Raw genomic sequence first — 21,286 nt, 5'->3', positions numbered from 1 at the left:
GCGCCGCGGGTCAGGCGGCGGCACCCGGCGGGGCGATCAGTTTCGGCCGTCGGTGTCCTCGTCGTCGGAGCGGCTCTCACGCGGCGCCTGTTCGGCACCGCCGTCCGGGGCGGCCGTGGCGTCCGTGGTGTTCCCGGCGTCCTTGGGCGCGCCGCTCGCGAAGCCCCCGAAGCCGCGCCGTACCCGGCCCCCGAGATCGCCCGCGCCGCCCGCGATGTCGCTGACCAGCTTCATCAGCGGATCCTTGGAGTTCTTCATGTCGCTGGCGTAGCTGGCCGCCGACTGCCGGAAGGAGTCCGACACCGAGGTGTCCTTGTCCGCGTCGCGCCGCGGGTAGTGGCCGTCCATGATCCGCTGGTAGTCGCGGGACTCCGCCCACTTCTTCAGCTCGGCCGCGCGGACCGCGGTGAAGGGGTGCGTGCGCGGCAGCACATTGAGGATCTTGAGCACGGAGTCCCGCAGGTCGCCCGCAGACTCGTACTCCTCGGCCTGCGCGAGGAACGCGTCCACGTTCATCTCGTGCAGATGATTGCCGCCCGCGATCTTCATCAGGCCGCGCATCGAGGCCCGCAGGTCCTGGCCGACGAGGAGCCCGGCGCGGTCCGCGGACAGTTCCGACTTGCGGAACCACTCGCGCAGCGCGGTCACGATCGCCATGATCGCGAGGTTCCCCAGCGGGATCCAGGCGACCCGGACCGCGAGGTTGGTGAGGAACAGCAGGATCGTGCGGTAGACGGCGTGACCGGACAGCGCGTGGCCGACCTCGTGGCCGATGACCGACCGCATCTCCTCCTCGTCCAGCAGCTCGACGAGACCGGTCGTCACCACGATGATCGGATCGTCCAGGCCGATGCACATCGCGTTCGGCTGCGGGTCCTGGTTCACGTACATCGGCGGGACCTTCTCCAGGTCCAGGATGTAACAGGCGTCCCGCAGCATGTCGTTGAGGTGCGCGAACTGGGCGTCCGAGACGCGCACCGAGTCGGACAGGAAGAGCAGCCGCAGGCTGCGCTCGGGCAGCAGCCCGCTCAGTGCCTTGAAGACCGTGTCGAAGCCGCTGAGCTTGCGCAGCGCCACCAGGGCCGAGCGGTCCGCCGGGTGTTCGTAGGTCCGCGAGGAGATCCCCTCGAAGCGCCTGCGCTGCCTGCTCGGCACCTTCTCGTGCCCGTTCTGCTCGTGGCCGTCGTCGGACATGTGTTCCCCCATGTGCGTCTGAGTGCCCTATGTGCCCCCAAGGCAGAGTCCAGCCTAGGCGGAGATACCGTTGACGGGCAGTACAGAGAAGGAGTCGTACGACATGGAGCACATCCCCGCGGCCGCATGGCTCACGGAAGCCGCCGACGCGGCAGGCAAGCAGGGTCCGGGCAATCTGCTCCGCGTCGTGCTGATCGTCATGATCATCGGCGTGGTCTTCGCCGCCTGGTTCCTGCTGCGCGGCTACAAGCGCGACGACTGAGCGGCGCCGGCCGGAGCGGCCACCGGCCGGGGCGGTGCTCGCGCGGTGGAGGTCTCGCCGAGAGAACCTCTGCCGGGCGGTCCACGGCTGATGGAACCCCTTCCGCCGAGGCGGTCACGGTGACCGGAACGCCCGGGCGGGCCGCGGCCGACGGTCCGGCTCCTTGGTCACGGCAACCGGCGTCCCCAACGGCGGAGTCGGCGTGTTCGCCGCCGAGGTGCCCGCATACGATGGGCCGACGTCTTTATCCCGCCCTCTCCCACTCTCGACTTCGCTCGAGCGGGGGGACACCCATCGGATAGGTCCTGCCGAGATGAGCTTCCAGCACACAGCCGCACAGTTGGTCACCGTCGCCGCCGAGGGCGAGAACGGCGGCAACCACGAAAGCCTCAGCCCGTACCTGACCGGCGGCGGGGCCCTGTTCATCCTGCTCCTGCTGTTGTGGATCACCACGCGCTTCAACCGCGACCGCTGAGCCCCACCGGGCCCGCTCGGGCCCCTGTCGGCCGGAGCCCGTCGGCCGGGCCGGTAGGGTCTGCACGCATGGGAGAGCAGGACATGCCTACCGGTCCGGCGAGTGACACGGAGAGCGGCGCCGTCGGCGACGCCACGCGCCGCGTGAACGGCCCGGCCGGCGGCACGGCGAAGCGCCTGACGGCCGGCGCGGGCAACGGCCCCTCGAGTCCGGGCAAGCGCCGGCTCGGCGTCATGGGCGGCACCTTCGACCCGATCCACCACGGACACCTGGTCGCGGCCAGCGAGGTCGCCGCGCAGTTCCACCTCGACGAGGTGGTGTTCGTGCCGACCGGGCAGCCGTGGCAGAAGACCGGCCACAGGGTCACCCCTGCCGAGGACCGTTATCTGATGACGGTCATCGCGACCGCCGAGAACCCCCAGTTCTCGGTCAGCCGGATCGACATCGACCGCGGCGGCCCGACCTACACCACGGACACCCTGCGCGACCTGCGTGCGCTCAACCCCGACGCGGACCTCTTCTTCATCACCGGCGCCGACGCGCTCGGCCAGATCCTCACCTGGCGCTACACGGAAGAACTGTTCTCCCTTGCGCACTTCATCGGGGTCACCCGGCCCGGTCACACCCTGACCGACCCGGGGCTCCCGGAGGGCGGTGTCTCGTTCGTCGAGGTTCCCGCGCTCGCCATCTCGTCCACAGACTGCCGTGCCAGAGTCGCCAAGGGCGACCCCGTCTGGTACCTGGTGCCGGACGGTGTGGTGCGCTACATCGACAAGCGTGAGCTGTACCGCGGCCAGTGAGCCGAGAGGGGCACCCGGTGAACGACCGATACGACGGATACGCGGGCGGCGACCAGTACGAACTCGTCGGCTACGACGAGTTCGGGCAGCCTGTGTACCGGCAGGTCCCGCAGCAGCCTGCCCAGGGGTACGACGGCTACGGCGCCCAGCAGCAGGGCTACGGCTACGACCCCTATGTGACGGGCCGCCAGGAACCTGGCCAGTCCTACGACACGGGCCGCCAACCGCCTGTGGCGCCTTTTGACACCGGTCAGCACGAAACGGTGTCGTCCTATGACACCGGTCAGCACGAAACCGTGTCGCCCTATGACACCGGTCAGCAGCCGTCCGTCCCCTTCGACCCGTTCGGTACCGGTGCGCCCCGAGCGGGCGGGACCGGGGCCGGCTCGACGTCGTACGACCCCTATGGAGGGACCGCCGACCCGGCGGGCGCCGCGAGCACCGGTCGGCAGCCCCGGGTCGCCGAGCAGACCGCCTACATCCCGCAGCAGGCCGGGCCGGCGCAGGACGGGCCGGCGCAGGACGGCGCTCCCCGGGCCGACCGGGACTACCGCACCGAGCAGTTCGCCTTCGTCGAGGAGCAGGAAGCCGAGTCCGAGGACGTCATCGACTGGCTGAAGTTCACCGAGAACCGCACCGAGCGCCGCGAGGAGGCCAAGCGCCGTGCCCGCAGCCGGGTCGTCGCGCTGGTCGTGGTCGTCGCGTTGGTCGCGGTCGGTGGCGCGGGCTACCTCTGGTACGCGGGCAAGCTGCCCGGCACCGCCTCGCACGGCAAGCCGGGGACCACGACGGCCGTCACGGCGCAGAAGCGCGACGTGATCGTCGTCCACCTGCACAACACCAAGGGCGGCGGCACCTCCACGGCCCTGCTCGTCGACAACACCACCACCAAGCAGGGCACCACCGTCCTGCTGCCCAACTCCCTCGCTCTCACGGACGACGACAGCGCGACGACCACGCTCGCCAAGTCCGTCGACGTCGACGGCTCGTCCGGGACGCGGGACGCCCTCGACACCGTGCTCGGTACGAGCATCCAGGGCACCTGGCGCCTCGACACCCCCTACCTGAACAACCTCGTCGAACTCGTCGGCAACATCGAGATCACCACCAACACCGACGTGCCGGACCCCGACGCCAAGAAGAAGAGCGATCCCCCGCTCGTCAAGAAGGGCACGGAGCAGACCCTCAGCGGCAAGATGGCCGTCGCCTACGCCACCTACCGGGCCTCCGGCGAGGCCCAGAACGCGCAGCTGGAGCGGTTCGGGCAGGTCATGCAGGGAGTGATGCGCAAGCTGTCCTCGGACAAGCAGGCCGCGACCACCACCGTGCAGACCCTGGCCCAGATCCTCGACCCGTCCCTGACCGACCAGGACCTCGGCGCCTTCCTCGCCAAGCTCGCCGACCTCGCCAAGGGCGGCGACTACAAGACCGCGCTGCTGCCCGTGCAGCAGGACGGCACCCTGAGCGCGAGCGCCTCCAGCAGCGTGATCAAGAACGTCCTGGGCGGTACGGCGAAGAGTCCCGACGCCGGCTCCGCGGTCCGCGTCGGCATCGAGAACGCCACCGGCGTCAAGGCGGCCGGCAACCAGGCCCGCATCGCCTTGGTCAACGGCGGCTACACGTTCCTGGACTCCGGTACCGCCGCTGCCGCCCGGAGCGTGTCGCAGATCACCTACAGCGATCCCGCCAAGAAGGACGACGCCGTCGAGGTCGCCAAGACCCTCGGTCTGCCGACCGGCACGGTGAAGAAGGGCACGGTCACCAGCAACGCGGATGTGTCCGTCGTCCTGGGCCAGGACTACAAGGTCGGCAGCGTCCCGAAGGGGTGACCGGCACCACGCCCCGGGGAGAACCCGGGGCGTGGCCGGAGAAACGCGTGGGGTGTCCTCGGCGGTCCGTGAGACCCTTGAGTGACAACTGACCGCCGACGGAAAGCCGCGTAGTGACCGCCACGGACCGCTCCATCGAGCTCATCAATGCCGCCGCACAGGCGGCCGCAGACAAGCTCGCGCACGACATCATCGCCTACGACGTCAGCGATGTGCTCTCCATCACCGACGCCTTCCTGCTGGCGTCCGCGCCCAACGACCGCCAGGTCAAGTCGATCGTCGACGAGATCGAGGAGCGCCTGAACAAGGAGCTCAACATCAAGCCGGTGCGCCGCGAGGGCGACCGCGAGGCACGCTGGGTGCTGCTCGACTACGTCGACATCGTCGTGCACGTCCAGCACAGCGAGGAGCGCGTCTTCTACGCCCTGGAGCGGCTGTGGAAGGACTGCCCCGAGCTGGACCTGCCCGCCGAGGCCAAGGCGACCCGCGGCAAGGGCGCCGAGCACGCCAAGTTCCAGACCGAGGAGGACTCCGCCGACCTGGGAGAGCTGCGGTGAGCGCCGAGGGCCGCGGGACGGCGGGCGCGAAGAGCGACGGGAAGCCGGGCAGGGGCCGTCGCGTCATTCTGTGGCGGCACGGCCAGACCTCCTGGAACGTGGACCGCCGCTTCCAGGGTTCGACGGATGTCGAGCTGACCGAGACGGGCATCGGGCAGGCCCGGCGGGCAGCCCGGCTGCTCGCCTCGCTGAGGCCCGACGCCGTCGTCGCCTCGGACCTCAAGCGCGCCGCCGCCACGGCCGCCGAGCTGGCCGTGCTCACCGGCCTGGACGTCACCCACGACGAGGGCCTGCGCGAGACCTACGCGGGCGTCTGGCAGGGCCTGACGCACGAGGAGATCATCGCCCGCCACGGCGAGGAGTACGCCGCGTGGAAGCGCGGCGAGCCGGTGCGCCGCGGCGGGGGCGAGCTGGAGACCGAGGTCGCCGACCGCGCCGCCCCCGTGGTGCTGCGGCACACGGAGAAGCTGCCCGACGACGGCACACTCGTCGTAGTCAGCCACGGCGGCACGATCCGCACCACCATCGGCCGTCTGCTCGGCCTGGAGTCACAGCACTGGGAGAGCCTCGGCGGCCTCTCCAACTGCTGCTGGTCCGTCCTCGGCGAGGGCGCCCGCGGCTGGCGGCTCCTGGAGCACAACGCCGGCACGCTGCCGGAGCCGGTGCTCGGCGACGACGACTGAGCGGCGCCGGGCGGCCTCCGTCCGGTCGCGCGGGCCCGGCGGGACCGGATTTCACTTTCCGGCTGGTCGCAGGCTAAAGTTCTTCTTGTTCGGCCCGCAGGGCGGGAAGAACGCAAGGGGCTATAGCTCAGTTGGTAGAGCGCCTGCATGGCATGCAGGAGGTCAGGAGTTCAATTCTCCTTAGCTCCACAGACCGACTCTTTCTTGAGTTGTCGGACATCGGTGATGAAAGATCCCGTTCCCGTCAGGGAGCGGGATTTTTCTTTGTTCATCCCCGAGTTGAGGGCCTCGGATGTGAAGAACACGCCGGGGCGGGCGCGTTGGTGGCCGGCCTGCCGAACGGCACGTCGTGGACACCTGCCGGACGCGCCGCCCCTGACGGCGGCCGCGGTCGCCGTCAGCCTTCACGCGGCTCGGCCGGGTGAAGACGGACGGGTGCCGTGGCCTTCGGCACACTCTTCTTGAACCGGCTTGAGTCACTTGGGGCCCCCGAGGCGTATACCTTTGCGGACGCGCTCCTGGCGTGCACGTATGCGCCGGCCGCGACAGCTGCGCCGGGTGCCTGTGTCCGGACTGGTACGAAGGCGTCGCTGACCGTATTGCTCCGGCCGTGGCAGAATCAAACGGCCGGAAGGGGGCGCGGCCCGACGGGAGGGAGTAGCGATGCCTGCCAGCATCCTCGAGGAGGTCGACGATCTCCTCGAAGTGGCATTGAACCGTAAGAAAGCCACCCTCCTCGACTGCCCTTCCTGCGGATCGGTCCACGTTGCCCAGGTTCTCGGTGACAACGGTGGAATCTCCTACGTGTGCACGGCCTGCGGCCACAGCTGGAGCTGATTGATGGGTGCGCACAGGCGGAAATGCGATTGGTGCGGCAGTGGTACGCCGATCGTCCGCGACATGGAGCCGGTCAACCACGACTATCAGTACTGGTGTGAGGAGTGCGCGCGGGCGCTGATCATAAAAGGCGACCCCATCGAGACGTACCGCGAGCTGGAGGGTGAGCCGATCTACGCACGGCTCCTCGACGAGCACTGCACCCTCAAGCGGTTCTACTCGTTCGCCACGGCCTGACCCCGAGGACGGCCGGGGAGGCGCGTCCGATTCCCCGTTGCGGCCGGCGATGTCAATCCGGCGCCGTTCCGGTGCAGTTCTTGCGCCCCGGCCTATGTGACACCCGTCACTACGTGTGCGCGCGGGCGGGACACCGCGACAGTTCTGGGGTGGCGTCCGCGCACTCGGCAGCCAACGGCAGTCAACGGCCGCCGCGGGGCCCGTGAGGCCCGCCAGGGGCCGCGTGGCGGCCCAGGGGTGTCATCTCCCCGCCCGTCCCCTCCTCGCGCCCTCGCGGGCTCCGCGCGCCTGTCGCGGCCACCCTCTTGAAGCCCGTTCGGCCCAACGGGCTTCAAGGCGCTTCAACGGGCTTGTCCGAGCGGACATCAGGGCGCGGCAAAGCCTATAAAATGCGACATGGGTGCTGAATCGGTACAGACGGGAAACGATTTGGTGGTGCACCAGGGGAACCGTGTAATGTTGGCGTCGCCGCCGGGGAAACCGGGCGGCACGGTGAAATGCGCGGCTTCGCCGCGTAGCCGCAAGGGGCTATAGCTCAGTTGGTAGAGCGCCTGCATGGCATGCAGGAGGTCAGGAGTTCAATTCTCCTTAGCTCCACAGACGTTGAAAGCGGGCCACCCGATCAGGGTGGTCCGCTTCTTCGTTCTCAAGGGCCCTTCGCGGAACGGTCGTCCGGCGACCTCGCGGAACGTGTCGAAGGCGGGCCACCGTTTCTGGTGGCCCGCTTCTTCGTGTCAGCGGCCGCTGCCGAGCGCGCGGCGACCGCGCCCCTGGGAGAGGACCGGCAGGTTGCGCGCCGGAGCGGAGGACCTGGTGTCCTCCTCGAGGCGCAGGGCGAGCGCCGGGCAGCGGCGCACCGCGCGCAGGGCCTTCGCCTCGGCGTACGCGGGCACCGGGGCCTGTGCGACGGTCGGGAAGCCGTCGGCGCCCAGTTCGAAGACTTCGGGGAGGAGATCGGCGCACAGGCCGTGCCCGCGGCACAGCGTCCAGTCGACGAAGATCTTCTGGCGGCTGGGACCCGCCTCCTGCTCGCCCGGGCCGCTCAGGACGCCCATGGGTACCTGACCGTCCTCGAAGAGCGGCAGAACGCCCTCCACGGGCCTTCCGCAGCCGTTTCCGAGGACATGCGCGGCCAGGTCGTCCGTGAACGCCTTCAGGGTCGACTCGATGAACATCGCCGAACCGTCCGGGTGGGAGCAGGCGCCGCGCCGCTTCACGGACTTGGCGACCTGCTTCACGGCCTCCAGCGCCGCCGGGCCGCCGCCGTTGAGGATGTCCGCCAGACCGCGTGCCGCGGCGGGCAGACCCAGGTAGCAGGGGCCGCACTGTCCCGCGCTCTCGTCGGCCAGCCACTGCGCCACGCGCAGCGACTCGCCGAGGGGGCAGGTCTCCTGGGTGATGGGGAGGATCGCGCCGGCACCGAGCGCACCGCCCACCGCGGCCAGGGAGTCCCGCGAGACGATCGCCTCGTTGACCGTCGCCGCGTCCAGCCACTTGCCGTGGTAGCCGCCGGTCAGCACACCCTGCGGCATCGCCGGGGCGCCGGCCAGCTGGAGCACGTACCGCAGGGGTACGCCGGTGGGGACCTCGATCACCATGGGGCGCGCCACCGCGCCCGAGACGGTGAGCATGACGGTGCCGGGCTCGTCGTACAGGCCCGTGTTGCGGTAGCGGTCGGGGCCGATGCGGGCGGCGATGGCCAGCTGCGCGAACGTCTCGGCGTTCGACAGCAGGGTGGGCGCGCCGCCGACACCGGTCTGGGACGCGCTGACCTTGCGGCCCGGCGGTACGGCCGGACCGCCGTCGATCGAGCGGATCAGCGAAGCGGCCGCTCCCGTCACCATGCGCACCGGATTGCGCTGCACCCGCGCGCGGAGGGGCGATCCCCGCCGGTTGCTCAGCCCCCGCTCGGCCAGCGCGGCTTCCATGGAGCGCTGCGTGGACTCGCGGGTCACGCCGATCACGAGTGTGCGGGCACCCATGGCCTCCGCGGCCAGCAGGGCGCCGTCGAGGATGAGGTGCGGGGCACGGTTGATGAGCACCGTGTCCTTGCGGCAGGCCGGTTCGTCCTCGCTTCCGTTGACGACCACCACCGGGCGGATGCCCTTCTTGATGGCCGATTCGGCGACCGAGCGCAGCTTCTTGGCGAAGGGGAAGCCCGCCCCGCCGCGGCCCTTCAGGTTGATGGCCTCGGCAAGGCCCGCGAGCTGTTCTCCGCCCAGGGGTTCGAGCGGCCCATGCACCTTGAGGTGCATGGGTAGATCAAGACGTTCAACCAGGTCGAAACCCGACGTGAGCTGCGGAAGTCCGACCACGCGGACTTCCGGGACGTCGGGCAGGGCCTCGTTCACTTAAAGCCTCCGGAAGGGGCATTCCATGATTCACCGGAGCCAGGAGCGTCGAAGGCGCCCGGCAGTACGTCAGTCGTGGGACCGCTGTCGTACGTGTCGTTGGTGTTGTACGTGCGGTAGGACGCGTTCGTCTCACCGGTGTTGTACACATCACTCGTGCCGTAGCCGTTGGCGGCCGGATTGCCGTAGACCGGGACGGTGTACCCGGTGTCGTTCAGCGGGTCGTACGCCGACGCCGGTGCCTCGCCGACGGGGGGCGGCGAGGGGACGGGCCAGCTGCTCGGGGCGCCGCCGTTGCCGACGCTGGGGAACGTCTGGGTGGGCTGCATGTTCACGGGCATCTGGAACTGCTGTGTCCCGGGGGCCGAGGGGCCGTCGCCGGGCGGTGTCACGGCCCGGTAGGCCGCAGCGAAACCGCCCGTGTCCGCGGGGTCGGGCGCGCCACCGTACTGCGGGGCGGCGGGCTCCTTGCGCTGGGAAGGGACGAAGTTGTCGCCCGCGGACTGCTGCGCGGAGCGCGGCTGCGGTGACTCCATCGCCGCGGCGCGGGAGGCGTCCAGGTCGTCGCGGAACCCGCGGGCACCGGGGCCGCCCCCGCCGATGAGCGCCAGGACCCGCATCGCGACCTTGCGCTTGAAGGGGGCGGGCGAGGTCCTCAGGGCAAGAGCCGCCATGACCGCGAGCAGGCACAGGCTGTAGAGGATGGTGAAGATCGGCTTCGCCGCGCGACCCGCGTAGAGGCCGTGGACGAGTGCCGCGCACCAGGCCGGGTAGGCCAGCATGTGCATCGCGCGCCAACGGGCCGCGACCGGGGCCGGCGAGGCGAAGGCGCTGCGCAGTGCGCCGGTGACGGCCGTGAAGATCATGAGCAGACCGGCCAGGGAGCCGAGGCCGATGAGCCCGGCCGTGCCGGTGAGGCCGAGGCTGAAGGGGATGAGGGCGGAGATCAGGCTCGTGTGGTCGAGCGCCACCTTGACCGTGATGTGCAGGAGCAGGAAGGCGACCGAGGACACGGCGGTCGTCCGGTGCACCGCCTGTGCCACCAGTCGCTGCCGGGTGTTCAGGAAGATCCGGTCGGTCGCGACCAGCCCCCAGATCACGGAGCAGGACAGGGCGACCAGCGACAGGACGCCGGCGCCGAAGTTCAGGAAGTCCTGGACTGCGTTGCCTCCCACCAGCACGATCACGGGTATGAGGAGCAGGACGACAGCCGTAGCCGCCCCGTAGGCCGAACGGCCCACCCGGGGAAGCGAGCTGTTGTTACGACGAGGGTCCATGAGGGGGTACTCCCAAGGGTTCGGGGAAGCGGTCCCGAAGGCGCACTCTAAGTCGAGAAATACCGACGAGTTCCAGGTTTGAGTTATTGCGTTGTTACCAAAGGGCAATGAGGTCTTTGTGTTGTCCGCAAGCGTCCGTTAAGCGAAGTAAAATTTGAACATCGTTCAACTTTTTTGAAGGCCGCGAGGGGTGGCACGGGGTGCCGGGCGGTCCCGAAAGCTCGTCGCGGCCCGCGCGGGCACTGCTGTACCCTGACGCCATGCGTGCCGTACGCCTTCTGCTTAGCGAGCCGCGCTGATCAGTCCCGACCGCTGGCGAACCGTGGTCGGCATCAGCGCGGCGTCCCCTCCTGTGCGAGGGGCTTTTTCATTTCTTGAGTGTCACAGCCGCTGGCAGAGACGATCGATGGAGCTTTGAGGATCATGAGCGAGACGAACACCGCTGCCACCGCCGAGGTGGCCGCGCCGCACCGCTACACGGCCGCCCTGGCCGCTGACATCGAGGCACGCTGGCAGGACTTCTGGGACGCCGAGGGGACGTACGAGGCTCCGAACCCCACCGGCGACCTGGCCGGGGACCCCGAGCTGGCCGCCAGGCCCAAGAAGTTCATCATGGACATGTTCCCCTACCCCTCCGGTGCGGGTCTGCATGTGGGTCACCCCCTGGGCTACATCGCCACCGATGTATACGCCCGGTTCCAGCGGATGACCGGCCACAACGTCCTGCACACCCTGGGCTTCGACGCCTTCGGCCTGCCCGCCGAGCAGTACGCCGTGCAGACCGGCACGCACCCGCGCGCGTCCACCGAGGCCAACATGGAGAACATGAAGGCCCAGCTGCGTGCGCTGGGTCTGGGTCACGACAAGCGCCGGTCGTTCGCCACGATCGACCCGGAGTACTACAAGTGGACGCAGTGGATCTTCCTGCAGATCTTCAACTCCTGGTACGACGACGAGGCCGGCAAGGCCCGTCCCGTCTCCGCACTGGTCGCCCAGTTCGAGAGCGGTGAGCGCGCCGTCCCCGCCACCGGCTCCACCACGCGCGCGTGGAACGAGCTGAGCGCCACCGAGCGCGCCGACGTCCTGAGCGGCTACCGCCTGGCGTACGCCTCCGACGCGCCGGTCAACTGGTGCCCCGGCCTGGGCACCGTCCTGGCCAACGAGGAGGTCACCGCCGACGGCCGTTCCGAGCGCGGCAACTTCCCCGTCTTCAAGGCCAAGCTGCGCCAGTGGAACATGCGCATCACCGCCTACGCGGACCGCCTGCTGGACGACCTGGACGCGCTGGACTGGCCCGAGGCCATCAAGCTGCAGCAGCGCAACTGGATCGGCCGCTCCGAGGGCGCCCGCGTCGACTTCCCGATCGACGGCGAAGCGATCACGGTCTTCACCACCCGCCAGGACACCCTGTTCGGCGCCACGTACATGGTGCTGGCCCCGGAACACCCGCTGGTCGAGAAGTTCACCCCGGCCGCCTGGCCCGAGGGCACCCACGAGGTGTGGACCGGCGGTCACGCGACGCCCGCCGAGGCCGTCGCCGCCTACCGTGCGCAGGCCGCCTCGAAGTCCGACGTCGAGCGGCAGGCCGAGGCCAAGGACAAGACCGGCGTCTTCACCGGCGCGTTCGCCACCAACCCGGTCAACGGCGAGAAGGTCCCGGTCTTCATCGCCGACTACGTGCTGATGGGCTACGGCACCGGCGCGATCATGGCCGTCCCGGCGCACGACACCCGCGACTTCGCGTTCGCGCGCGCCTTCGAGCTGCCCATGCGCTGTGTGGTCGAGCCCTCGGACGACCGCGGCACCGACGCCTCCACCTGGGACGACGCCTTCGCCTCGTACGACGCGAAGATCGTCAACTCCGCCGGCGACGACGTCTCCCTGGACGGCCTGGGCGTCGTCGACGCCAAGGCGCGCATCACGGAGTGGCTGGAGCGCCGCGGCATCGGCGAGGGCACTGTCAACTTCCGGCTGCGCGACTGGCTGTTCAGCCGCCAGCGCTACTGGGGCGAGCCCTTCCCGATCGTCTACGACGAGGACGGCGTCGCCCACCCGCTGCCCGAGTCGATGCTGCCCCTGGAGCTGCCGGAGGTCGAGGACTACTCGCCGCGCACCTTCGACCCGGACGACGCGAACACGTCCCCGGAGACCCCGCTGTCCCGCAACGAGGACTGGGTCGCCGTGACCCTGGACCTGGGCGACGGCCGTGGCCCGCAGAAGTACCGCCGCGAGACCAACACCATGCCCAACTGGGCCGGTTCCTGCTGGTACGAGCTGCGCTATCTGGACCCGCACAACGACCAGAAGCTGGTCGACCCGGCCATCGAGCAGTACTGGATGGGCCCGCGCGAAGGTCAGCCGACCGGCGGTGTCGACCTGTACGTCGGCGGCGCCGAGCACGCCGTGCTGCACCTGCTGTACGCCCGCTTCTGGTCGAAGGTCCTGTTCGACCTGGGCCACATCTCGTCGGCCGAGCCGTTCCACAAGCTGTTCAACCAGGGCATGATCCAGGCCTACGTGTACCGCGACAGCCGCGGTATCGCCGTACCTGCGGCCGAGGTGGAGGAGCGCGACGGCGCCTACTTCTACCAGGGCGAGAAGGTCTCCCGGCTGCTGGGCAAGATGGGCAAGTCCCTGAAGAACGCGGTCACCCCCGACGAGATCTGCGCCGAGTACGGAGCGGACACCCTGCGCCTGTACGAGATGGCGATGGGTCCCCTGGACGTGTCCCGGCCGTGGGACACGCGCGCGGTGGTGGGCCAGTACCGGCTGCTGCAGCGGCTGTGGCGCAATGTCGTCGACGAGGCGACCGGCGAGGTCACGGTCGTCGCCGCCGAGCCGGACGAGGACACGCTGCGCGCCCTGCACAAGGCCATTGACGGCGTGCGCCAGGACCTGGAGGGCATGCGCTTCAACACCGCCATCGCCAAGGTCACCGAGCTGAACAACCACCTGACCAAGGCGGGCGGCCAGGTCGCGCGCCCGATCGCCGAGGCACTGGTGCTGATGGTGGCGCCGCTGGCCCCGCACATCGCCGAGGAACTGTGGCGCAAGCTGGGCCACGGCGACTCGGTCGTCCACCAGGACTTCCCCGTCGCCGACCCCGCGTACGTCATCGACGAGGCCGTGACCTGCGTCGTGCAGATCAAGGGCAAGGTCAAGGCGCGCCTGGAGGTCTCCCCGTCGATCTCCGACGAGGAACTGGAGAAGGTGGCGCTGGCCGACGAGAAGGTCGTCGCGGCGCTGGACGGCGCGGGGATCCGCAAGGTGATCGTGCGCGCGCCGAAGCTGGTGAACATCGTTACGGCGTAGTCGTCACAGCGCGCTCGTCACAGCGCAGCCGTCATGGCGTGGTCGCCATGGCGTGGTCGTCACGGTGTGGCGGGCGCCGGGCCTCGGTCCGGTGCCCGCGCAGGTCGGGGCCGCGTGACGGCTCGGGGTAGTCCCCTACGGGCAGGTTCGGGGTTCTTCTGGAACTCCGAACCTGCCCGCAGCGTTTACCGTTGAGAGCGCGGCGACAGTTGCCGCGACCGGTCGGAGGAGGAGTGTGATGGGTACCGTGATCACCGTAATCGCCTTGCTCTTCCTGCTGTTCGTGGTGTTCGGCGCGTACGCGACGGTGAAGGTGATCGGCGCAGCCAAACGCGGCGTGGACCGCACGATCTCGCAGGCCCGCCGCACGGTCGAGGACACCACCCTGCGTGCGAAGACCTTCGCCCAGTTCGGCCCCCAGGGCGAGCTCGCCCAGCTCAGGCTGTCGCTGCGCACATCGATGCGGGCGACCCAGGACGCGCTGCAGGCGAGCGTGGCGGAGGACGAGTCCCTCAAGGAGTCCCTCAGCCTCTTCGAGCGGCTCAGCGCGCACGGGCGCGAGCTGGACGCCGAACTGAAGCGCCTGGAGGCCGAGCCCGACCGGGGCACGCTCGCCACCCGGCTGCCCGCCCTGCGCGAGCGCACCCAGCGGATCACGCAGTCGGCGGACTCGCTGCGCTGGGCCGCCCGCGACCGGGCCCACCGCTTCGCGGGCGACGACCTGGACACCCTGAGCGCGCAGATCGACGTGGAGGCCGGCGCACTGCGTCACTGGACCAAGGAACCGGGGCCCTCCGCGTCCTGGCCCGACCCTCCCACGGCGGACGCGGGCACCTCCGGGGCACAGACCCGGCCCCAGAGCCCGGAGTCCCGTCCGGCGGATCAGCCGGGGCGTTCCGCCATCACCCCGCCCGGCCAACGGCCCACCTACCCTTGGCAGAAGAAGCCCCGCCCCGAGAGCACGACATGATCCGGCCGTCCCGACCGCAGGTGGAAGGGGCCGGGCTGCCGTCCACCCGCCCCGCCAGGTAACCTCCAGCTCATGTCCCGCCATGTCGCGATCGTCACCGATTCAACGGCCTACCTGCCGCCGCGGACGATGGAGCGCCACAGCATCACGGCGGTTCCCCTGACCGTGGTCCTCGGGGACCAGGCACTCGAAGAGGGCACCGAGATCTCGGCCCGTTCCCTGGCCCAGGCACTGCAGAAGCGGCGCCCCGTCACGACGTCCCGGCCCAGCCCCGAGACGTTCGCCGCGGCCTACCGCAAGGTCGCCGAGTCCGGCGCCACCGGCATCGTCTCGCTGCACCTGTCCTCCGAGTTCTCGGGCACCTACGACGCCGCGGTGCTCGCGGCGCGCGACGCCTCGCTACCGGTGCGTGTGGTCGACACCGGGATGGTCGCGATGGCCCTCGGGTTCTGCGCGCTGGCCGCCGCCGAGTCGGCCGAGGCGGGCGGCACCATCGACGATGCGGTCACGGCCGCGGAGAAGCGGGCCGCGGGCACGTCCGCGTACTTCTACGTCGACACCCTCGACTACCTCCGCCGTGGCGGCAGGATCGGGACAGCACAGGCTCTGCTGGGTTCCGCGCTCGCGGTGAAGCCGCTGCTGCAGCTCAACGACGGCCGCATCGAACTTCTCGAAAAGGTCCGGACGGCGTCCAAGGCGATCGCCCGCCTGGAGGAGATCGTCGCGGACCGGGCGGGCAGCGCGCAGGTCGACATCGCTGTTCACCATCTGGCGGCCCCCGAGCGGGCATCGGCTCTCGCGGACCGTTTGCGGGCACGGGTGCCGGGGCTCGCCGAACTGCATGTGAGCGAGGTGGGTGCGGTGATCGGAGCCCACACCGGACCCGGACTGCTCGGGGCGGTTGTCTCGCCTCGGTGAGCCGGCTCCGGTTGTTGTTCGTGCGCATCACTCGTGAGGGTGGCGGAGTTATCCACAACTGGGCCGCTTTCCACCGGAATTGAGCAAGATCATCGCGAGGATGCCGGGATGCCGGATCCTCGTCGCATGGCACTTCGATCAAGCTCACGCACCGCCACACCGACCAGCGGCCCGGGTCGTGGCCCCCTCTCCGACAGCCGCAGCCGCCATCGCCGTCGCGATCAGAGAGGCCGGGCCTGTCGCCACGAGGCATCGGCCGCGGCCCTCCGTCTGCGCGCCAATTCACTCTTCACCGAACGCGCCCAGGGGCGGAGGGAGTTGGGGAACGCGCCGCCGGGGGCGGACCGTGATGTCAGGGACGGCCCCAGGGCGGACACGGCTGTGGGTACCGGGTTTCTGACCGATGTCCGGGGACTTTGGAACCACCGGGCCGGGTCCTACGAGCGTGGCACCGCGCCGGAGCCCGACCGACCCCCACGGGCAGACCGCTCGTCGGCCGGCGGGACTGCGACCGCGAGTGCGCTGACTGCGAGTGTGGCGGCCGCGAGCCTGCCGGCCGTGGAGGCGGGCACGTGGCGGGAGCGGGCAGGGCTCGCCGTGCGGGAGCGGCTGCCGTTGTGGCTGCAGTCGAGGTGCAGTCTGGAGCGCAGGAGTGTGGCCGCGCTGACCGTGCTGCTGGTCGTGGCCGCCGTCTTCGCCGTGCAGCACTTCTGGGCCGGCAGGACGCAGCCGGTTCGGGCTCCTGAGGTGATGAGCGCCGCGGCGCCGTACGGCGAGAAGCGCGGACCGGGCGTGGAATCCGGTGCCCCGGCCGGAGCTTCGAGCCCCGCCGGTGGCGAGGGCTCCGCAGGTCCCGGCGGGGGCGTGATCGTCGTGGACGTGGGCGGAAAGGTGCGCACCCCCGGACTCCAGCGGTTGCCGGCCGGTTCCCGCGTCGAAGACGCCCTGCGAGCCGCCGGCGGCGTACGGCCCGGCACGCACACCGACGGTCTGAACCGTGCGCGACTCCTCGTGGACGGCGAACAGATCGTGGTCGGCGCATCCGTACCCCCGACCGGAGCCGGCTCGGACGGTGCGGGGCCGGCCGGCACCGGCGGATCCGCAGCGGGTGCGGCGCCCTCCGCGCCGGTTCCCCTCAACACGGCCACCGTCGACCAGCTCGACGGCCTGCCCGGCGTCGGTCCCGTCCTGGCCCGGCACATCATCGAATACCGCACGGCGCACGGCGGTTTCCGCTCGGTCGACGAGCTCCGCGAGGTGAACGGAATCGGAGACCGCCGCTTCGCCGATCTCCGGAACCTGGTGCGGCCATGAGCGGCTCCGGGAGGAGGGCTGGGCGGACTGGACCGGCGACGAGCATGCGGCGGGCCGGACCGGTGATCAGCGTGCGGCGGGGCCGGCCCCGGACCGGGAATGGACCCGACGGGTCTGCGGGGCCTGCAGGGAGATGCCGACCGGGCGGGCCGGGCACGAGAGGGCTGCACGGGCCGGATGGGGCACGAGGTCTGCACAGGCCGGACAGGGCGCTGGAGGAGCACGAGTCGGAGGTGGTGCGAGAGGGGTGCGAGTCGGAGCGGAGGGAGGAGTCCCGTGAGTCTGAGGAGCTCGGTGAACCGGAAGGTTCTCTGACGCACCCGGCGGGTCTCCCCGGCGTCACCAGCCGGAGGCGGGTGCACGCTGCTGCCGGGAGTCGACTGGGGGCCTCGTACCCGAGGGCGGAGGGGCCGACCGATCTCCGGCTCGTGGCGCCCGCCGCGGCGGTCTGGCTCACGGCGGCCGTGACGGTCGGGGTGTCGCCGGGCTGGGTGACGGGTGTCGTGGCCGTGTCCCTGGTCACGGGCGGAGTACTGCTGGCGGCAGGTCGGAGTGGCGCGCGTACGGGGTGGAGTGGTGCGGGCACGGGGCGGAGAGCCGCGGGTACGGGTCAGGGGCGAGAGGCGGCGCGGCCTGGGTCGTGGCCGTGGGTGTCCGTCGCCGCAGTGCTGCTCTGTGTCGGCACGGCCGCGGCCTCTGCAGGGCTGCACGGAGCGGACCTGCGACGTGGACCCGTTCCCGCGCTCGCGGAGCAGTTCGCCAACGTGACCGCGGAAGTGGAGATCACCTCCGATCCCCGGCTCACCCGGCCCCGGATCAACGGGGACCACATCGCTCCGACGGCTCTGCTGTTCGACGCCGAAGTCACGCGGGTCACAGAGGCGGACGGCACGATCCTGGCCACCCGGACGCCGGTGCTGGTCATCGTCGACGCGCGCTCTCGACGGGGCTCGCCCAGAGAGGCCGGTGGGCGCTCGCCCTGGTTGTCGCTGCTGCCCTCCACCCGGCTGAGGCTGGCGGCGCGGGTCGTGCCCGCCCTGTCGGACGGGGACGACATCGCGGCGGTGTTGCGGGTGCGGGGGAGCGGGCCGCCGCAGGTGGTGGGAGAGCCGTCCGGACCGCAGCGGTTCGCCGGCCGGCTGCGCGACGGGCTGCGAAAGGCGACGGACGGTCTGGACGCGGACGCGCGGGCGCTGCTGCCAGGGCTGGTGGTGGGGGACACCTCACGCGTGACGCCGGAGCTGGGCGACGCCTTCAAAGCCACCGATCTCACCCACCTCCTGGCTGTCAGTGGAGGCAACCTCGTCATCATCCTCGCGTTGTTCATCGGGCCACCGGGGCTCGCCCAGAGAGTCGAGCGCCGGGGCCTCGCCTCCCGGCTCGGGGTCCCGCTCCGGGCGACCGCCCTGCTCGGCGGAGCGCTAACCCTCGCCTTCGTGATCGTGTGCCGACCGGACCCGAGCGTGCTGCGGGCAGCGGCCTGCGGATCGATCTCGCTGCTCGCCATCGCGACCGGGCGTCGCAGATCTCTGATCCCGGCACTGGCAGCCGCGGTTCTGCTTCTGGTGCTGTACGACCCCTGGCTCTCCCGGAGCTATGGATTCCTGCTTTCCGTCCTTGCGACCGGAGCCCTGCTCACGCTGGCCCCGCGCTGGAGCACGGCGCTCCAGCGACGTCGGGTGCCTCCGCGCCTGGCCGAGGCGCTCGCCGCGGCCGCCGCCGCACAGGCCGTGTGCGCGCCGGTGGTCGCCCTGTTGTCGGCGCGGGTGAGCCTGGTGGCGGTGCCGTGCAATCTGCTCGCGGAGTTCGCGGTGACGCCGGCCACGGTGCTGGGTTTCGCGACACTGGCGACAGCCTTCCTGGCGATGCCTGTGGCCAAAGCCCTTGCGTGGTGGGCGAGTTGGCCCGCCCGGTGGATCGCGGGCATCGCGCGTGCGGGGGCGGCTCAGCCCGGCGGGGGAGTGGACTGGCCGGGCAGCTGGACGGGCGCCCTTCTGCTCGCCCTTGTCACGGTGGTCGTCATGACCGTCGGTCGACGGCTGCTGAGGCATCCGGTGCTGAGTGCTGTCTGCGCGGTGCTGTTCCTGGTGGTCGTGGTGCAGCCGCCGCCGCTCACCCGGGTGATCACGGGGTGGCCGCCGCCCGGCTGGCGGTTCGCGATGTGCGATGTGGGGCAAGGCGACGCGACCGTGCTCGCGGTGGGCGACGGCAGCGCGGTGGTGGTGGACGCGGGGCCCGACCCGGTGTTGGTCGACCGCTGTCTGAGCACGCTCGGTGTCACCAGGATCCCGCTCGTCGTTCTGACGCACTTCCACGCCGACCACGTCGCGGGGCTGCCGGGTGTGCTCCGCGGGCGCTCGGTGGGCGAGATCGAGACGAGCACCTTCGAAGAACCTCTGGAACAGGCCGAGTTCGTACGAAGGGAGGCGGTCGCACGGCACATTCCCATGACCCGGGCCGTGGCGGGGGAGCGGCGGCGTACGGGAAGGCTCGACTGGCGGGTGCTGTGGCCGCCGCCGGATCCGGCTCCGCCGCCGGACGGTCCGAACGACGCCAGTGTCACCCTGCTCGTGCGGTCCGCGGGGCTGCGGCTGCTGTTGCTCGGCGACCTGGAGCCGTCCGCGCAGCAGGCATTGTCGAGATCGTCGGCGGCCGTGGAACTGTCGGGCGTGGACGTGCTCAAGGTCGCGCATCACGGTTCGGCGTATCAGGATCCGGAGCTCATACGCAGAGTGGCTCCGCGGCTCGCGCTCATCTCGGTCGGCAGTGACAACCCCTACGGGCATCCTGCCCCGAGTACGGTCGCGGCCCTGCGGACCGGGGGCGCGGTGGTGCTGCGTACCGACGAGGACGGTGATCTCGCCGTCACCGGTGCGGGCGACGGGCTGAGTGTGGCGCGACACTGAACCCATGAACTCCGCACAGGCCGACGCCTACCTTCGCCGTATCGGGGCCCAGCACCCGGCATGGCCCACGTCCGATGTGCTCCGCGAGCTTCAACTGCGCCACCTGCTGACAGTGCCGTTCGAGAACCTGTCGATCCATCTCGGCGAGGAGATCGTGCTGGAGGAGAAGAGGCTGCTGGACAAGGTGGTGGACGCTCGCAGAGGGGGCTTCTGCTACGAACTGAACGGCGTGTTCGGGGCGTTGCTGGCGTCGCTGGGCTTCGATGTGACGTATCTCGCGGCGCGGGTGTACGGGGACGAGGGGGAACTCGGGATTCCTTATGACCATCTCGCGCTGCGGGTGCGGACGGTGGACGGGGGTGACTGGCTGACCGACGTCGGTTTCGGGGCGCACAGCCACTACCCGTTGTCGTTCATGGAGCGAGGCGAACAGCGGGACCCTGCCGGGATGTTCCGGGTCGTGGAGTCGGGGCCGGACGCGGCGGGGGTGCGGGGTGTCGGCGGATCACGGGAACGCGAGGACCTGGACGTCTATCTGGGCGACAAACGCCAGTACCGCCTGGAGGTACGGCCGCGTGTGCTCGGGGACTTCGCCGTCGGAGCCTGGTGGCAGAGCACATCGCCGCTGTCGCACTTCACTCGGTCATTGGTCTGCTCTCGGGTCACCAAGGACGGAGGACGGATCACGCTCAGCGGCCGCAATTTCACCGTGTCGACGGCCGACGGGACCAAAGAGGTGTCGGAACTGGCCACCGACGAGGAGGTGCTGGCCACCTATCGGGAACGTTTCGGAATCGAACTGGACCGGGTGCCGGAGGTCAAGGGGGCTCAGTAGCTCCGGTCCGACGGGTCGCGCCGGCAGCACCGCTCGCACGGGTACGACCGCTCGTACGGGTCGTACGGGTACGACCCGTACGAGCGGGTCGCACGGGTCGCGCAGGTACTACCGCTTGCACGCCGCACAGCCGCACAGCCGCACAGCCGCACAGGCCGACCCCGGCGTCGGCCGCGTCGGGCGTATCGGAAAATGTTCAGGTGAGCGATGTGAGACATGTACTGGTGCTGCCCGACCGTGATGCCGCGGAAGAGGCGGCGGAGGCCGTCGGTGATCGGTTCGGGCTCCTGGAGGAGCCGCAGCTCGTCCGGGATGCGCTGGCGGGCGAGGACGATGCCGAGGACGCGCAGTGGCTGGTGGTCCTGACGGACCCCGGGGCGCGGCTGGACCCGAAGGAGCTGGACGAGTTCGCGGCCGAGTGGGACGGCTGGCACGAGGAACCGTAGCCGAAGCTCGGCAGGGGCAGGGGCAGGGGCAGGGGCAGGGGCAGGGGCAGGGGCAGGGCGAGGGGGCGGGAGGTACATACGGG

The 21,286-nt window shown here is 70.5% G+C and carries 19 protein-coding genes, 2 tRNA genes and 1 pseudogene; 18 read left to right on the top strand and 4 right to left on the bottom strand.

Annotated elements, in window-relative coordinates; genetic code table 11:
- Window positions 1-36: 36 nt before the first annotated feature.
- Complete coding sequence (locus N4G66_RS04915; RefSeq protein ID WP_261702682.1) at window positions 37-1,194, bottom strand: M48 family metallopeptidase; 1,158 nt, start codon at window positions 1,192-1,194, stop codon at window positions 37-39.
- Between the two features lie 70 nt (window positions 1,195-1,264).
- Here N4G66_RS04915 and N4G66_RS04910 point away from each other — a divergent pair, with 70 nt between their 5' ends.
- From N4G66_RS04910 to N4G66_RS04865, 10 genes and pseudogenes are all read left to right on the top strand, one after another.
- The gene (locus tag N4G66_RS04910; protein WP_261702709.1) at window positions 1,265-1,456 is read left to right on the top strand and encodes a hypothetical protein; all 192 of its coding nucleotides are present in this window, start codon (window positions 1,265-1,267) and stop codon (window positions 1,454-1,456) included.
- 313 nt (window positions 1,457-1,769) lie between these two features.
- Window positions 1,770-1,931, top strand: a complete 162-nt coding sequence (locus tag N4G66_RS04905; protein ID WP_261702681.1) for a hypothetical protein — start codon at window positions 1,770-1,772, stop codon at window positions 1,929-1,931.
- A gap of 68 nt (window positions 1,932-1,999) precedes the next feature.
- Window positions 2,000-2,731: a nicotinate-nucleotide adenylyltransferase gene (gene nadD / locus N4G66_RS04900; RefSeq protein ID WP_261702680.1), complete on the top strand. Its 732-nt coding sequence runs from the start codon at window positions 2,000-2,002 to the stop codon at window positions 2,729-2,731.
- Window positions 2,732-2,748: 17 nt separating this feature from the next.
- A complete protein-coding gene (locus N4G66_RS04895) occupies window positions 2,749-4,560 on the top strand; it encodes an LCP family protein (RefSeq protein WP_261702679.1) in 1,812 nt (603 codons plus the stop codon).
- 113 nt (window positions 4,561-4,673) lie between these two features.
- Entirely contained in the window at window positions 4,674-5,117 is a 444-nt protein-coding gene (gene rsfS / locus N4G66_RS04890; RefSeq protein ID WP_261702678.1) for a ribosome silencing factor, read from the top strand.
- Window positions 5,114-5,800: a histidine phosphatase family protein gene (locus N4G66_RS04885; RefSeq protein ID WP_261702677.1), complete on the top strand. Its 687-nt coding sequence runs from the start codon at window positions 5,114-5,116 to the stop codon at window positions 5,798-5,800. Before rsfS ends, N4G66_RS04885 begins: the two co-directional genes overlap by 4 nt.
- Window positions 5,801-5,916: 116 nt before the next feature.
- Window positions 5,917-5,989: transfer RNA gene (locus tag N4G66_RS04880), tRNA-Ala, on the top strand.
- Between the two features lie 245 nt (window positions 5,990-6,234).
- Window positions 6,235-6,394 (top strand): annotated as a pseudogene (locus N4G66_RS04875) (MFS transporter); the annotation flags it as partial.
- 69 nt (window positions 6,395-6,463) lie between these two features.
- Window positions 6,464-6,637, top strand: coding sequence for a hypothetical protein (locus N4G66_RS04870; protein WP_261702676.1), 174 nt, complete (start codon window positions 6,464-6,466; stop codon window positions 6,635-6,637).
- 3 nt (window positions 6,638-6,640) lie between these two features.
- Window positions 6,641-6,874 carry a DEAD/DEAH box helicase family protein gene (locus N4G66_RS04865; protein WP_037618755.1) on the top strand — a complete coding sequence of 78 codons (234 nt, stop codon included), beginning with the start codon at window positions 6,641-6,643 and terminating at the stop codon, window positions 6,872-6,874.
- 365 nt (window positions 6,875-7,239) lie between these two features.
- On the opposite strand, the gene N4G66_RS04860 is transcribed toward N4G66_RS04865, so the two are convergent.
- Entirely contained in the window at window positions 7,240-7,431 is a 192-nt protein-coding gene (locus tag N4G66_RS04860) for a hypothetical protein (protein ID WP_261702675.1), read from the bottom strand.
- Between N4G66_RS04860 and N4G66_RS04855 the strand changes: the two genes are divergently transcribed.
- A tRNA-Ala gene (locus N4G66_RS04855) sits at window positions 7,399-7,471 on the top strand. The genes N4G66_RS04860 and N4G66_RS04855 overlap by 33 nt on opposite strands.
- A gap of 137 nt (window positions 7,472-7,608) precedes the next feature.
- Here the strand turns inward: N4G66_RS04855 and N4G66_RS04850 are convergent.
- Together N4G66_RS04850 and N4G66_RS04845 are read right to left on the bottom strand one after the other, a co-directional pair.
- Window positions 7,609-9,225, bottom strand: coding sequence for an NADH-quinone oxidoreductase subunit NuoF family protein (locus tag N4G66_RS04850; RefSeq protein WP_261702674.1), 1,617 nt, complete (start codon window positions 9,223-9,225; stop codon window positions 7,609-7,611).
- Window positions 9,222-10,502, bottom strand: coding sequence for a cytochrome b/b6 domain-containing protein (locus tag N4G66_RS04845; protein WP_261702673.1), 1,281 nt, complete (start codon window positions 10,500-10,502; stop codon window positions 9,222-9,224). The genes N4G66_RS04850 and N4G66_RS04845 overlap by 4 nt, the downstream gene beginning before the upstream one ends.
- Window positions 10,503-10,925: 423 nt before the next feature.
- Between N4G66_RS04845 and leuS the strand changes: the two genes are divergently transcribed.
- The 7 genes from leuS (at window position 10,926) to N4G66_RS04810 (ending at window position 21,203) form a co-directional block, all read left to right on the top strand.
- The gene (gene leuS / locus N4G66_RS04840) at window positions 10,926-13,814 is read left to right on the top strand and encodes a leucine--tRNA ligase (RefSeq protein ID WP_261702672.1); all 2,889 of its coding nucleotides are present in this window, start codon (window positions 10,926-10,928) and stop codon (window positions 13,812-13,814) included.
- Between the two features lie 238 nt (window positions 13,815-14,052).
- The gene (locus tag N4G66_RS04835) at window positions 14,053-14,784 is read left to right on the top strand and encodes a hypothetical protein (RefSeq protein ID WP_261702671.1); all 732 of its coding nucleotides are present in this window, start codon (window positions 14,053-14,055) and stop codon (window positions 14,782-14,784) included.
- A gap of 72 nt (window positions 14,785-14,856) precedes the next feature.
- Complete coding sequence (locus N4G66_RS04830; protein ID WP_261702670.1) at window positions 14,857-15,702, top strand: DegV family protein; 846 nt, start codon at window positions 14,857-14,859, stop codon at window positions 15,700-15,702.
- 126 nt (window positions 15,703-15,828) lie between these two features.
- Entirely contained in the window at window positions 15,829-17,016 is a 1,188-nt protein-coding gene (locus N4G66_RS45835; protein WP_261702669.1) for a ComEA family DNA-binding protein, read from the top strand.
- A 356-nt stretch (window positions 17,017-17,372) separates the two neighbouring features.
- Window positions 17,373-19,922, top strand: a complete 2,550-nt coding sequence (locus N4G66_RS04820; RefSeq protein WP_261702668.1) for a ComEC/Rec2 family competence protein — start codon at window positions 17,373-17,375, stop codon at window positions 19,920-19,922.
- Window positions 19,923-19,926: 4 nt separating this feature from the next.
- Window positions 19,927-20,757, top strand: a complete 831-nt coding sequence (locus N4G66_RS04815; RefSeq protein WP_261702667.1) for an arylamine N-acetyltransferase family protein — start codon at window positions 19,927-19,929, stop codon at window positions 20,755-20,757.
- A gap of 200 nt (window positions 20,758-20,957) precedes the next feature.
- Window positions 20,958-21,203, top strand: a complete 246-nt coding sequence (locus N4G66_RS04810) for a hypothetical protein (RefSeq protein ID WP_261702666.1) — start codon at window positions 20,958-20,960, stop codon at window positions 21,201-21,203.
- Window positions 21,204-21,286: the final 83 nt, after the last annotated feature.

Source organism: Streptomyces rhizosphaerihabitans, assembly GCF_025399795.1.
In the GTDB taxonomy this organism is placed as follows: domain Bacteria; phylum Actinomycetota; class Actinomycetes; order Streptomycetales; family Streptomycetaceae; genus Streptomyces; species Streptomyces rhizosphaerihabitans.
The sequence above is the reverse complement of the archived record's forward strand: the minus strand, read 5'-3'. Positions and strand labels throughout refer to the sequence as shown.

What these genes read in the sequence shown, in the direction of transcription:
- N4G66_RS04915 (WP_261702682.1), bottom strand. Translation starts at nt 1,194, where the DNA reads ATGTCCGACGACGGCCACGAGCAGAACGGGCACGAGAAGGTGCCGAGC.
- N4G66_RS04905 (WP_261702681.1), top strand. Translation starts at nt 1,770, where the DNA reads ATGAGCTTCCAGCACACAGCCGCACAGTTGGTCACCGTCGCCGCCGAG.
- nadD (WP_261702680.1), top strand. Translation starts at nt 2,000, where the DNA reads ATGGGAGAGCAGGACATGCCTACCGGTCCGGCGAGTGACACGGAGAGC.
- N4G66_RS04870 (WP_261702676.1), top strand. Translation starts at nt 6,464, where the DNA reads ATGCCTGCCAGCATCCTCGAGGAGGTCGACGATCTCCTCGAAGTGGCA.
- N4G66_RS04865 (WP_037618755.1), top strand. Translation starts at nt 6,641, where the DNA reads ATGGGTGCGCACAGGCGGAAATGCGATTGGTGCGGCAGTGGTACGCCG.
- N4G66_RS04860 (WP_261702675.1), bottom strand. Translation starts at nt 7,431, where the DNA reads ATGCAGGCGCTCTACCAACTGAGCTATAGCCCCTTGCGGCTACGCGGC.
- N4G66_RS04845 (WP_261702673.1), bottom strand. Translation starts at nt 10,502, where the DNA reads ATGGACCCTCGTCGTAACAACAGCTCGCTTCCCCGGGTGGGCCGTTCG.
- leuS (WP_261702672.1), top strand. Translation starts at nt 10,926, where the DNA reads ATGAGCGAGACGAACACCGCTGCCACCGCCGAGGTGGCCGCGCCGCAC.
- N4G66_RS04835 (WP_261702671.1), top strand. Translation starts at nt 14,053, where the DNA reads ATGGGTACCGTGATCACCGTAATCGCCTTGCTCTTCCTGCTGTTCGTG.
- N4G66_RS04830 (WP_261702670.1), top strand. Translation starts at nt 14,857, where the DNA reads ATGTCCCGCCATGTCGCGATCGTCACCGATTCAACGGCCTACCTGCCG.
- N4G66_RS45835 (WP_261702669.1), top strand. Translation starts at nt 15,829, where the DNA reads ATGGCACTTCGATCAAGCTCACGCACCGCCACACCGACCAGCGGCCCG.
- N4G66_RS04815 (WP_261702667.1), top strand. Translation starts at nt 19,927, where the DNA reads ATGAACTCCGCACAGGCCGACGCCTACCTTCGCCGTATCGGGGCCCAG.